Raw genomic sequence first — 12,087 nt, forward strand, 5'->3', positions numbered from 1 at the left:
GGTGTTCATTGGGGGCGATTGACGAGACGCCGCCGTAGCAGCTCCTCGCGAAGGTTCGCTTTGGCAGTCTTTCGAGGGGAGGGCGGCGTCAGCGCCGCTCGGTCGAGCTTCCGATTGGGGGTCAGAGGAAGCGCTGACAGCAGCATGATGTGGCTGGGGACCAGATGCGCCGGCAGGAGGCGCGTCAAATGGGCGCGCAGGCCTCGCTCATCAAGCCTTCCGTCCGCAGCGACGACATAGGCAACCAGGCAATCGTCGCCATCGTTTCCATCCGGGTCAGGCTTGACGGCGACGGCGCTTGCCGTGATGCCCTGATATGCATCCAACGCCGCCTCGACCTCGTTGGGCTCGATGCGGAAACCCCTCAGGGAAAGCTGGGTATCGGCTCGGCCGATGAAGTTGAGATTGTCGCCGAGACGCCGCACGAGGTCTCCGGTCCGATAGAGCCGGCCGTCATGGCCATTCGGATCGGCCACAAACCGCGTGGCGGTCAGCCCGGGACGACCGAGATAGCCGCGAGAGACCTGTGCGCCGCCCAGATAGAGTTCTCCGACCTGGCCGTCGGCAACAGGCTGCAAGGCATCGTCGAAGACATAACTGCGGAACCCGGGCAGGGGCTGGCCGATCGGGCTTTCGCTGGAGGCCAAGCTCATTTCCGGCAAGATATCGATCGCCGTCACGTGCACGGTCGTCTCGGTGATCCCATACATGTTCACCATGCGCGGACGAGCCGGACGGCGAGCAAACCAGGCGGACAGCCGCGCCGGATCCAATGCCTCGCCGCCGAATATCACAAGCCTGAGATCGCTCAGCGCCTTCGCGCCGTTGGCGTCGGCACGCTCAAGCGATGCGAATGAGGAAGGAGTCTGGTTGAGAACCGTGACGCGCTCGGCTTCCAGAAGATGCAAAAGTTCCTCGCTCGACCATGTGGCCTCCGGAGGAACGACGACCGTTCTCCCGCCGGTCAGCAGCGGCGCCCAGATCTCCCATACCGAGAAGTCGAATGCATAGGAATGAAACGCGGTCCATACGTCGCCGGCATCCAGATGGAAGATCGGTATCGTGGCATCGAGAAGGGTAAGGACGCATCGATGCGAAACGACGACTCCCTTCGGGCGTCCCGTGGAGCCGGAAGTGTAGATGACATAAGCCGGCTGATCGGGATGCAGGCTGGAGAGACGGTCGGTATCGTCAACCGCAGAAGCATCCCACGTCTCACCGCTTTCCTCGTCTGTCAGCTCGATGCGGGGCAGGCCGCAGTCGGGAATCTTTACGCCGGGGGCGCTGACGATCGTCACGGGCTTTGCGTCCGACAAAAGATATTCCAGACGCGCGGCGGGGTATGTGGGATCGATGGGCAGATAGGCTGCGCCGGACTTCAGCACTGCCAGAAGCGCCACGATCAGATCGGCCGAACGCGGCAGGGAAACGCCGACGATGCGATCCGGGCCGGCGCCGGCTGCGATGAGCCTTCGCGCCAACCGGTTCGCTCTTGCTTCGAGCTCGGAATAACTCAGGGATTGTTCGGCGGCCGTGACGGCAATTACTTCTGGCGAGAGGGCGGCGCAATGAGCGAAACGATCTGGAAGAGTGTTCACATCGACCTCCCGCAAACCTGATTGCGGCGTGACCTGGCATATTGGGCCTGCCTGCCGTGGCCGTTCGACCTCTGGAATTCTGCGAATGCAACGCGCTGCTGTATCGTCGGCATAGCTAGCCTCTCTGATGCCTTGGAATGACTGGTTGCAAATGCCGCGTCACCGACGCGACATTCGGAACGGCTCCCAGCTGCGGGGCGGGAGTCGGCAAAGCGAAATCACGTTTCGAGGCAGAAGGGCCGCTCGGCCCTCTGCTATCGACCGAATAGGCTGGCCCCCACCTTGGCCGTGGTTATATCAAACGGGACGGTCCCGTCTAGTAATTGTTGACTATTAGTTTCATATTTTAAGCCGCTATCGTCCATGTTGTCCGTGAAACATTTGCTTCCGGACCGCCCCGGAAGATCGGAAGCCTGCGCCTATCCCAATGCATTGATGAAGGTTTGCAGCTTCGTGCTCGTCTCCGTATGCTCTTTTTCAGGATCCGAGCCAGCAACGATACCAGCGCCTGCAAAGACTGTTGCCTTGCTTCCGTTTACGATGCCGCATCGCAAGGTGAGCACCCATTCGCCGTTTCCGTCCTCGTCCATCCAGCCGATGAGTCCGGCGTAGAACCCACGATCGAAGTCCTCCAGTTCCGCAATCGTCTTGCGTGCCGCGTCCTGCGGCCAGCCGCCGACGGCCGGTGTCGGATGAAGAGCATAGGCAAGAGCTATGGGCGATACATTCTCCCGCAGCATGCCGGTGATATAGGTTCCCAGATGCCAGATCACCGGCGTTTGAACGAGTTGAGGCGTGCTGGGGACGTCGACCTTGTCGGCGAATTGACGGAACGTCTCGCCAACGGCCTTGACGACCATCGAATGCTCCGCCAGGTCTTTCCTCGAATTCAAAAGAGCGCGGGCGACTTCCTCGTCCGCAAGCGCATTCGCCGCGCGCGGCGTCGAGCCGGCCAGGGGCGTGCTGCGAATCTTGCCCTTGTCGCTACTCAAGACCAGTTCCGGACTTGCACCGAGCAACACCGAGGATGTCTTCTGTTCGAGACTATCCGGCAAATCCACCCGGTAGACATAGGCGCTGCCGTTTCGAGCGCATAAGCGCGCATAAACCGCATCGATATCGATCGGAGAATTGAAATCGACCGTCACGCTGCGGGCGAGCACGACCTTGTCCAAGGCGCCGGACTGGATGCGTTTGAGCGCTTCCGTAACATTTTCTCGATAGGAGGGCGAATCTGCGCCGTGGATTTCGAAGACATTGCGTCGTTCCTCGCGCGGAAGCGACGCCGCTGGATAATCCGTATGGAACTCAGCCTCCTCGGGGACGTAGAATACCGCCTTCCTGCTCGTATCGAAGGGGACCAGGCCAACGACGATGCGCTTTGCGCCGTCGCTCGTCTTTCCATTCGCAGCAGCCAATGCCGCGTCCACGGCATCCGCGACGGACGCGCCGTCCCAATGGTCGGGATCTATTCTCTGCGCCACACCTCGAGCACGTAGCCGATATCCAGGAGTCGTCAAATCAAACCGGGCATTCATACAGCCATCTCCGTCTAGTCATCTGGTAGGCAGTCATCGTTGAAAAGCGTCTGGTATGGCGGCAGACATGCCGCAGCGGACCGGGCCAGCGCGAGACAATCGTCCTCCGTCGCCAAAGCCGCTCCGCTTTGGCGCACTGAGCCCTTGTCTCATCTGTCGAAACCTGGTTCGCGGCAGCGTCTTCGTGCCGGGTATGTCGCTGGCCTGCGGTGCGTGCGGCACCGCAGGCGCTTATTTTAGGCGCACTGCTATTGCACGGCCACCGGCTCGGTTGCGGCCTCCTGACCGAACTGAGCCAAGAGACGCTTGCGGTCGATCTTGCCGAAGCGGGTGAGAGGTATTTCGTCGACGATGCGAATTCGATCGGGAAACTTGTAGGTCGCAACACCGCGGCTTCTCAGGAAATCCCTAAGATCGCGAAGGCTCGGCGGCGCTTCGACCGGCCGCACCACGGCGCATGACGCCTGGCCAAGGCTTGCATCGGGCACGCCGATCACGGCAATTTCTCGCACGGCCGGATGATCGAGCAGATATTCCTCGATCTCAACCGATGAGAACTTTTCCGCGCCTCTGTTGATCTGGTCGCCGGCGCGGCCCTCGACGATCAGGTGACCCGTCGGAAGACGGCGCACGAGATCTCCGGTCCGATAGAAACCGTCGGCGGTGAAAGCCCGCTCATTGGCCTCGGGCGCCGCCACGTAGCCACGGATCGTGTAGGGACCACGTGTCCACAGCTCGCCGACTTCCCCGTCCGCCACGTCCTCCCCCATCTCGTCCACGAGCCTGATCTCGTCGTGCGGCGATAGCGGCCGGCCCTGCGTCGTCTCCACCAGGTCGGTCGGATCCTCGTCCCGTGTGAAGTTCAGCAGTCCTTCCGCCATTCCGAAGACTTGCTGAACGCGGACGCCCAAGAAGCCGTGGATCCGGACGGCGACGGATGGGGCAAGCTTTGCTCCCCCCACCTGAAGGTTACGCAAGCTGGAGAGATCGGCGTCGTCGAATTCGCGCGCTTCGAGCCAAAGCGCCGCCAAGGTCGGAACGGCAGCCGTCACGGTCACCCTATGCCTTGCGATCAAGGCGAATACGGATTCCGGACTGGGCTCCCGCGCGAGCACAACGGTGCCGCCGACGATGAAGGTTCCCAATATGCCCGGGCAGGCGAGGGGAAAGTTATGGGCGGCCGAGAGGCTCGCAAGATAGACGGTGGACTGGTCGAAACCACAAAGCTCGGCGCTTGCCCGCGCATTATATTCATAGTCGTTGTGGGTTCGGGGAATGAGCTTGGGAAGCCCTCCGGTTCCTCCGGAATGCAGGAAGAGCGCAACGGACGACGGATCCAGGTCGCCGATTTCGACGGAGCCGCCTCCCATGCCGACAAGCTCGCTATAGCTCGTCGCGCTGGGATCGTTGCCGGGACCGCCGACCACGACGACCTTGCGCAAGGTCGGCACGGCCTCGCGTACGCGGCGCGCAAGCGATCGGAAATCGTAGCTCGCTTCGACGTCCGTGATCGCGTAGGCGACGGCTCCGGAGCCCCTGGCGAGATGGCTGACCTCCTGTTCGCGGTGCGTCGGAAGGACCATGACGGGTATGACACCTGCCCTGATCGATCCGAGCAGTAAGGTCACGAGCTCGATGACGTTGGGCAGTTGAAGAATAAAACGATCGCCGCGGCGCAAACCCCATTCGTGCAGTGCCGACGCCACGCGGTCCGCCATCCGGTCGAGTTCGGCATAGGTAAGCCGCTGCCCGGCGGAATCGATGAGCGCGACCTTGTCGGGATTGCTGCGCGCCTGCTCCCGCACGGGAGCCGTCAGTTCCTTCCCGCGCCAGTAACCAAGTTCGCTGTATCGTTCGGCCAGTTCGACTGGCCACGTCCGTAAATTCGTTTCAGACATGTCGCACCCTAATATCTTCTGGAACTTCGATCGCGCCTGTCGCAGCGAACGACCGTCGGAGGTAGTTGATGATAAGGCGATTGACCTCGGCCGGTTTCTCCAGGTAACCGAAATGGCCTGCATCGGCGATTTCCACGTACTCCGCACCCGGCACGACCTCCGCGACCTCGCGGCTCAATCGCGGCGGGATCGCCGCATCATCGGAAAAGCCGACGACCAACAGCGGAATGGAGATGTTCCGGTAGGCGGGGCGGCGGTCACCGAGGCTCTGCGATATTTGCAACTGAGCTTTGTGGCCGGCGCTGATGCGTCCGTCGTCGAATGCAAACATATCGAGCCAGTCCTGGGCCAGTCCTTCATCGCGGAGCGTGGCGGGCGACAGATACTGCAATGCCATGACGGCGGCGCGATAGTCGGCCGGCGGCGGGCAGGCTTGCTCGGCAAGCTCGATCTCGCCGCGCGTCATTGCCTGCTGCAATGGCTCCAAGCGGGCATGGGCGGCAAGGGCGATGACTCGGGAAAGAAGATCGGGTCTTGCAAGCGCCGCCTCGACAACGATCCTGGCGCCGAGCGAGGTACCTACGAGAGAGACGTTGTCGCAACCGAGATGCTCGATCAGCCCGACGACATCGTTGACCATGTCGTCCATCGTAAATCCGTGCGGGCATTCATCGCTCGGCGGAATGCCCCGGTTGTTCATGGAAACGACCCGGAATCCTGCGGCCTTCAGTGCCGGCACCTGATGTACTTCCCAGACGCGAGCGGGGCTTCCCGTGCCCATCACCAGTAGGACCGTGTGGCCCGGACCGCCGGTGTCCTCGTAGGCGATGCGAATGCCGTTGATTTGAGCTGTAATCACGCCGTGCTCCCTGATCTCGGCACGAGGAAGCGGCTGACGCTGCGCATTTTCTCGCGCGTTTCCTCCAGCTCGCGTTCGGCATTGGACTGCGAGATGAGACCCGCACCGGCACGAAGCCAGGTTGCCCCTTCTACCTGATAGACGGAGCGAAGAACGAGGGCGGCGTCGAATTGGCCGCTGCCGTCGATGGCCAGGACCGCCCCGCTGTAGAGGCCGCGGGCGGATTGCTCGCGAAGGCTGATCTCCCTGCATGCATCGCGCTTGGGAATCCCCGAAGCAGTGACAGCCGGAAAGACGCTGCCGAGCGCATCCCAGCAACTGGCGTCCGATCGAAGCTGACCGCGCACACGCGAGGCAAGATGCTGGACACTGCCTCTGGAAACGACATGCATAAAATCTTCGACGAATACGGTTCCCGGCTGGCTGACCGCGGCAATTTCGTCCTGTGCCAGCTTTACGGACAAGGCGTGCTCATAGATCTCCTTCGGATCGCTGAGGAGTTCGTCGCGAAGCGAAGCGTCGAGTTCCGGCTGACCCGTATAGGCTCGCGTACCGGCAAGCGGCTGGGTGACGACGGCGCCGGTCGCTGACACCTCGATTATCGCTCCCGGGCTCACGCCGGCGGCGGCAATCCCGCCAAGCCGCAACAGGAAGGACCGTACCGGCGTGTTATTGCGGCGGAGCGTCCGATAGCTCGCGACCAAATCGACCTCTTCAGCCAGGAAGACGGAGCGGGAAAGGATTATCTTGCGAAGCTTGCTGCCGTCGATCGCCTTGATGGCTTCACGGGCCGCATCGACATAGCCGGTGGCGTCGCTAACTTCATCGACATGGATTCGCTCCGAGGGGTCATTTGGCTCGGCATTGCGCAGCGCCGTCAGCCAAAGTTCGGCGACCTGCGGATCAGAGACGCGGAGGTCCGCTTCACCGGACCGGATCCGCGCTTCGTGCTGCGGCACGAACAGGTACAGCAATGTTCCGACATCATCGGCGATCGGCAGCCCCTGCAGCAGGTAGGAGAGCTCGAATGCGGCCCATCCGAAGACACGCGGCTGCGAACCCTTTTGGATCGAAAGGACGCTTGCCAGCATCGCCTGAACCTGACGAAGCGGCCGATCGGTCAGTGGCTCGCGCCGCGAGCCTGTGGGCGTTGTCAGTTGCAGGCCGGCTCGATCGAGCCGGATCTCCATCATAGAGCCTGCCGCAAACGAGATTTCTCCGGCCTTTTCGTAGAGAATATAGGGCTCCGCGCCAGCACGATTTTTTGCCGGTTGCGGCGAAGTCAGAGCGTCCCCTTCCACCGCCGAAGCGAGCGAAGCGGCTGCCGTGACGGCGTCGACGGCCAGTGGCACTACATAAGCTGCGTTGGATTGGGCTATGCCAGAGGTGAACACGGTCATATCGACCTTTCCCTTCTATATATTGCTGGAACCCGATGTGTGAGCGGTCGGCTGGCCGCGCAGGGATTTGGGCCTCATATCCGTCCACGTCCCGTCAATCCAGTCGAGCACCTGCTGGCGCGGCGCGCCGTCGGGCGCGCCATAGGCGACGCTCCAACCCTCGGGAACGCTCTTGAATGTCGGCCACAGCGAATATTCTTCCTCGTCATTGACCAGAGCATAGAAAACGCCGTTTACGTCATCGAACGGATTTACAGTCATTAAAGCGCTCCTAGGTTGACGCGTTTGGCTTGCGATTGTTCGTAGGCGTCGCATTGGGCATCGGTGGTGATGGCCTCGAGAATATCGGCAGATCGGATCGCGACATTGGACAGCAACGACGAGGTCAATCCATGGCTGTGCTGCACGCCGCCATTCAGATAGATGCGGCCCGATAGGCCCGGAAGATCCAACGAGTAGTTTCGATTGACGATGGGCAGGCATCCATCAAAGGCGTTTTCCGTATCAATACCCGATCCGAGCAGATTTCTTAGATCAAAGGGTTGAAAGCCGGTGGCAAAGACGATCGCATCGACTTTCAATCGCCTGCTATGTCGGTCGCCGATGTCGCGAAGCGTGACGGCGACGCCGTCGCTGTCCTCGTCGATCTGTTCGACTTCGGTCGTGCGATGCACATGCAGGCGTCGCGCGCCGCCGATCGTTTCATCATACTCTCGGCGATAAAGATCATTGATCAGATCCGCATCGACAGCCGAGTAGTTGGTCGGCCAGTGGTACGTGAGCAGTTGTTTCTTGAGCGCGGGAGGCGCCGTATAAAACTCGTCCACGGATGCGGGGTCGAAGATGCGGTTGACATAGGGAGTATCGTCGGACGGCGAGTAGCCGAAACGTCTAAGAGATGCATGAACTTCAGCATCGCCGTAGGTCTCATGCAGGTATGCCACAACTTCAGCGGCGCTTTGTCCCGCTCCGACGACGAGAAACTGCATGTTCGGACGGGATGGCAGCGTCTTGAGGCTCGAAAGGAGATTGTGGTTATGGAATATGCGCGCGCTGGCCACCACGCCCTCGGGCATGACAGGCCGGTATCCCATGCCGAGCACGATATTGCGCGCAAAGACCGTCTCTATCGATGCATCCGCCCCAATGCTGCGGGCCGTCCTGACCGCGAAACGACCGGCGCGCCATTCGATGTGCTTGGCCGCAACGCCGTAAGAAACGGGTATCGATATGCGTTTGGCGGCCCAAAGGAGGTAATCGTGGAACTCCTTGCGCGACGGAAAAAAGGTCTTGAGATTGATGAAATCGGAAAGCCTCTGCTTTTCGTGGAGATAGTTCACGAACGTGTAGGGGCTTGTAGGGGTCCTCAGGGAAACGAGATCCTTGAGAAAACTGATCTGCATCGTCGAATTCGGCAGGAGCATTCCGCTATGCCAGCTAAACTCCTGCTTCGCTTCAAGGAATAGCGACGTCAGCTTCTGCTCTCGCGGCTGGATCTGGTTGCATTCTTCGACGGCGATCGCAAGGCTTAGGTTCGTAGGCCCGAAGCCGATTCCGAGAATGTCAACCTCATTCGGCATGGTCTCATGAGGTGCTCGACCCGTCAGATGATCGGTTTCGACGCGCTTCTGTGTCGTCGGCATATGTAGCCTCTCTGATGCCTCTGAAATAACTTTTTGGCCTGCGCCAGCGTTGCCGACGCAAAGTTCGGAGAAACTCCCAGCACGAGGATGGGAGGCGACGATGTCGTTGTGTAAAAGGCCTAGCGGCCTTCCGTCGTCGCGTTGACTGTCGATAGGCAATAATGAGATCTCGGCAGGCCTTATAATCAAACGGGACGGTCCCGTCTAGTCTTTGTTGACTCTTTTAATCATATTTTCTTGCTGACTGATCCCATCGCACATTCTTGGCGTATTGAGACCGAGAAGGTGGCGCAGCTATCGCGGCGGATTACGTTGAAATCGGCAAACCTTATCGGACTGAGGGTGCCCTTGAACTGGTTGTCGCGAGGACAGCTTATCTACCGACCTATCTACGAGTGGGCGAGACCATCCGCATCCTGCGCGGATTATGTGGCGCGCATCGACGACCCGGAAAGATACCGAGCTAAGCCAGCGGGGAGAATGCCGCCTCTCTCATGTGATCAAATCAAAAACCTGGCACTCTTTCGGCTTAAACTGATCGAAGGGATAGATGTTCGATTCCCTCCAAGGCGCCAGGAAGGCGCCCGGCAATTACCTGTCGCCCATTGAGCTCGGTGCCAGCAGCCGCGCAATGCGCGTCGCCAACGCGCCTGACTCAAAGCCTTCTGGACCACCAAAGTCGATCGCGTGCGGCGGCAGATATTGCGGTGGCCCTAGACCGCCAGCCCGTCAGCAGTTATCTGCAAGGTTTGTTGCGATGCTGAAAACGTCGCCGAAACATCACCGCAGACACCCAAGGCCTCTCAAAATGAAAAAAGTCCAGCGCAGCTTTGCCGTCGAGTACAGATCGGGTCGGCGGAAACTCAATTCCAATCCGAATTCCATCTGGGGAGACATGGATCTCAAGTCCGTTGTGCAGGATCTGCAGGACGAGGCAATGCCATTCCTTCCGGAAACTTCCCAGCTTAGCAGCGCCGGAATGTCTTTCGCCGGAGAACAACAGGCGGCGGCGTTGTTGACACCGCCGATCGAGCAGGAGACAAATGCATCGGCTTTACAGGAGACCATAATGGCCGACGAAAACAATACGATGACTGATGCTGACACGCCGGCCGTAGCGGTGCCCGCACCGGAGAAGGAGCGCAAACCTCGCGCCAGGAAGGCGGCGCCCGAGACGGCCTCAGCCGCAGTTTCGGCGCAGCCGGCAGCGGCTTCGAATGCCGCAGCTGGAAGGCCGAAGAGAGGACGCAAGGCAAAGGCTGACGCGCCAAGCGCCAAACGTGCGCCTGTCAAACGTGCTCCGAAGGCCGTGCAGGCAGCGACTGCACCGTCGGTGGCGGCAGTTGACGAGTTTGCAGATCTTCTGCAGCTGGAAGAGGAAAACCAAAGACTGCGCAAGCTGCTGGCCGAGAAGCTGCGTGCTGAAAATGCCGATCTGCGAAAGCGGCTCAACCTCGGTTGATCCACAGCCGTCGGCCAAGCGCTGGCCGCATTCTCAAGGCTATATCGAGACGAATATCTTGGCGGCGGCTAGTCCCGTCGCCAACGCTTTTGCTCGCAGCCTGCATGCGGGTAGAATACGAGGTCGAATAAAATGGCGTCTCCATGGAAACTTCTTGCCCGGCTTGTGTCACCGCGACGTCAGCAGCGCCAAGAACAGGGGCCGACCGATGACGTGAAGCCGGACGTATTGGCCATCGCCAAGCCGGTTGAAACGGCTGCCGACAACGGGCTCAACACCGCCGATCCCAAGGTCGACGAAAAACCGGTCGCTTACGAACAATCGGAGGGGGTGTCAGCGGACCCGGATCATTCCGAAGAAACGGCAAGCGGTGTTCACGGCACGGCAGCTATCGAAGGCGCCAGGCCCGTGGAGGCGGCTGATCCGGCCTTATCCGATGAGGCCGGTACGGCCGCGCGCCACGCATTGAAACCCTCCCAGACTGCAGAAGGTGCAACGCGAAAGCGCAGCACGCGGGGCAAGAAAGCGGCAGGGAGTAAAGCCGTTCCGCCACCCTCTCCGGGCGTTCCCGCCGTTTCTGACGATGCAATCCGCCTTGATGAGGAGATCAGGCTGCTGCGCGACCAGCTGGCACGTAAGCTTCAGCTGCAGAATGCACAACACCCGCACCGGAGTATCATTCGATTCAGCCGCGAAGCCTAATGTGGGTATCGCGGCCGGTCTGAGCGGCCTGAAGCGGCAGCCTAGTCTTACTTTTGTTCAGATAGTCTCTTGGCGTGCAGCCCATCACGCGCTTGAACGCGCTGGTGAAGGCGCTCTCGGATGCATAGCCGAGCGAAGGGGCGATCGCCGAAACCGATCGTCCAACCTCCAGTTCCTCGCCGGCCAGAAGCATCCTCCAGCGGGTCAGGTATTCCAAAGGTGTTTCACCGGCCGCTTCCCTGAACCGCTGCGCGAAGACCGATCGCGACATTCCGGCCTCTGCAGCAAGTTCCTGCAAGGTCCAGCGCACCGCAGGATTGGCATGCATGGCCGATATCGCCGCGCACAGACGGGTGTCAGTCAGTGCTGCAAACCAGCCGGGCTCATGAACGCCTTCCAGCAGATGCAGGCGCAGCGCTTGAACCAGCATCATGTGGGCCAGCTGTTGCGCAATCAACGCGCCGCCAGGCTGACCATCGCGAAGTTCCTCACGCATCCTCGCCACTGACCAGCGCAATGCCGCCTGATCCACATCCTTTCGAATATGCACAATCGGTGGCATCATCTTCAGAAGCATGCCTGCGTGCCGTCCCGCCACAGTAAAGCGGCTCCCCACGAGGAGCAGGTCACGGCCATCATTCAGCGTGACGGTGCCACCCGGCAGGGCGGGAGGGAATACGGCCTTCGAATCCATCGGCGAGAGCGTCAAATCGCTGGCAAGGCGAAACGGACGTCCACTTGGAAGGACGAAGCAATCTCCAGCTTCGAGCCTGACCCGCTCACCGATCCCGTCCACCGCCAGCCAACATCCGCCGGTCTCAACGGCGTAGCATTTGATCACGTCCTCCCTGAGCGCAAAATGAAGCGACCAATCGCCACCGGCTCTGAAACCGGAAGACACATAGCTGCGCGTTCTGAGCAGCGACAAGACTTCAGAAAGTGGATCCATACGATTCCCGGACGATTGCGACGATATCGCGGACTGTA

The 12,087-nt window shown here is 60.5% G+C and carries 10 protein-coding genes; 2 read left to right on the plus strand and 8 right to left on the minus strand.

Annotated features, from left to right (window positions below; all coding sequences use genetic code 11):
* Positions 1-5 precede the first annotated feature (5 nt).
* The 7 genes from AM571_RS20685 to AM571_RS20715 all read right to left on the minus strand — a co-directional run bounded on the left by AM571_RS20685 (position 6) and on the right by AM571_RS20715 (position 8,936).
* The gene (locus tag AM571_RS20685; RefSeq protein WP_074063415.1) at positions 6-1,598 is read right to left on the minus strand and encodes an amino acid adenylation domain-containing protein; all 1,593 of its coding nucleotides are present in this window, start codon (positions 1,596-1,598) and stop codon (positions 6-8) included.
* A gap of 419 nt (positions 1,599-2,017) precedes the next feature.
* Positions 2,018-3,082 carry an isochorismate synthase gene (locus AM571_RS20690; protein ID WP_196776350.1) on the minus strand — a complete coding sequence of 355 codons (1,065 nt, stop codon included), beginning with the start codon at positions 3,080-3,082 and terminating at the stop codon, positions 2,018-2,020.
* A gap of 302 nt (positions 3,083-3,384) precedes the next feature.
* Positions 3,385-5,034: a (2,3-dihydroxybenzoyl)adenylate synthase gene (locus tag AM571_RS20695; RefSeq protein ID WP_074063417.1), complete on the minus strand. Its 1,650-nt coding sequence runs from the start codon at positions 5,032-5,034 to the stop codon at positions 3,385-3,387.
* Positions 5,027-5,893, minus strand: a complete 867-nt coding sequence (locus tag AM571_RS20700) for an alpha/beta fold hydrolase (RefSeq protein ID WP_074063418.1) — start codon at positions 5,891-5,893, stop codon at positions 5,027-5,029. The genes AM571_RS20695 and AM571_RS20700 overlap by 8 nt, the downstream gene beginning before the upstream one ends.
* Positions 5,890-7,293, minus strand: a complete 1,404-nt coding sequence (locus tag AM571_RS20705; RefSeq protein ID WP_074063419.1) for a salicylate synthase — start codon at positions 7,291-7,293, stop codon at positions 5,890-5,892. The genes AM571_RS20700 and AM571_RS20705 overlap by 4 nt, the downstream gene beginning before the upstream one ends.
* Positions 7,294-7,308: 15 nt before the next feature.
* Complete coding sequence (locus tag AM571_RS20710) at positions 7,309-7,554, minus strand: MbtH family protein (RefSeq protein WP_074063420.1); 246 nt, start codon at positions 7,552-7,554, stop codon at positions 7,309-7,311.
* Positions 7,554-8,936: a lysine N(6)-hydroxylase/L-ornithine N(5)-oxygenase family protein gene (locus AM571_RS20715; RefSeq protein WP_074063421.1), complete on the minus strand. Its 1,383-nt coding sequence runs from the start codon at positions 8,934-8,936 to the stop codon at positions 7,554-7,556. Before AM571_RS20715 ends, AM571_RS20710 begins: the two co-directional genes overlap by 1 nt.
* Before the next feature lie 808 nt (positions 8,937-9,744).
* Between AM571_RS20715 and AM571_RS20720 the strand changes: the two genes are divergently transcribed.
* Both AM571_RS20720 and AM571_RS20725 read left to right on the plus strand, forming a co-directional pair.
* Positions 9,745-10,398 carry a transcriptional regulator gene (locus AM571_RS20720; protein ID WP_074063422.1) on the plus strand — a complete coding sequence of 218 codons (654 nt, stop codon included), beginning with the start codon at positions 9,745-9,747 and terminating at the stop codon, positions 10,396-10,398.
* 132 nt (positions 10,399-10,530) lie between these two features.
* Positions 10,531-11,100 carry a hypothetical protein gene (locus AM571_RS20725; RefSeq protein ID WP_074063423.1) on the plus strand — a complete coding sequence of 190 codons (570 nt, stop codon included), beginning with the start codon at positions 10,531-10,533 and terminating at the stop codon, positions 11,098-11,100.
* Here AM571_RS20725 and AM571_RS20730 read toward each other — a convergent pair.
* A complete protein-coding gene (locus AM571_RS20730) occupies positions 11,084-12,049 on the minus strand; it encodes an AraC family transcriptional regulator (RefSeq protein WP_074063424.1) in 966 nt (321 codons plus the stop codon). The genes AM571_RS20725 and AM571_RS20730 overlap by 17 nt on opposite strands.
* Between the last annotated feature and the right edge of the window lie 38 nt (positions 12,050-12,087).

It is taken from the genome of Rhizobium etli 8C-3, assembly GCF_001908375.1.
In the GTDB taxonomy this organism is placed as follows: Bacteria; Pseudomonadota; Alphaproteobacteria; order Rhizobiales; family Rhizobiaceae; genus Rhizobium; species Rhizobium etli_B.

What these genes read in the sequence shown, in the direction of transcription:
- AM571_RS20695 (WP_074063417.1), bottom strand. Translation starts at nt 5,034, where the DNA reads ATGTCTGAAACGAATTTACGGACGTGGCCAGTCGAACTGGCCGAACGA.
- AM571_RS20705 (WP_074063419.1), bottom strand. Translation starts at nt 7,293, where the DNA reads ATGACCGTGTTCACCTCTGGCATAGCCCAATCCAACGCAGCTTATGTA.
- AM571_RS20710 (WP_074063420.1), bottom strand. Translation starts at nt 7,554, where the DNA reads ATGACTGTAAATCCGTTCGATGACGTAAACGGCGTTTTCTATGCTCTG.
- AM571_RS20715 (WP_074063421.1), bottom strand. Translation starts at nt 8,936, where the DNA reads ATGCCGACGACACAGAAGCGCGTCGAAACCGATCATCTGACGGGTCGA.
- AM571_RS20720 (WP_074063422.1), top strand. Translation starts at nt 9,745, where the DNA reads ATGAAAAAAGTCCAGCGCAGCTTTGCCGTCGAGTACAGATCGGGTCGG.
- AM571_RS20725 (WP_074063423.1), top strand. Translation starts at nt 10,531, where the DNA reads ATGGCGTCTCCATGGAAACTTCTTGCCCGGCTTGTGTCACCGCGACGT.
- AM571_RS20730 (WP_074063424.1), bottom strand. Translation starts at nt 12,049, where the DNA reads ATGGATCCACTTTCTGAAGTCTTGTCGCTGCTCAGAACGCGCAGCTAT.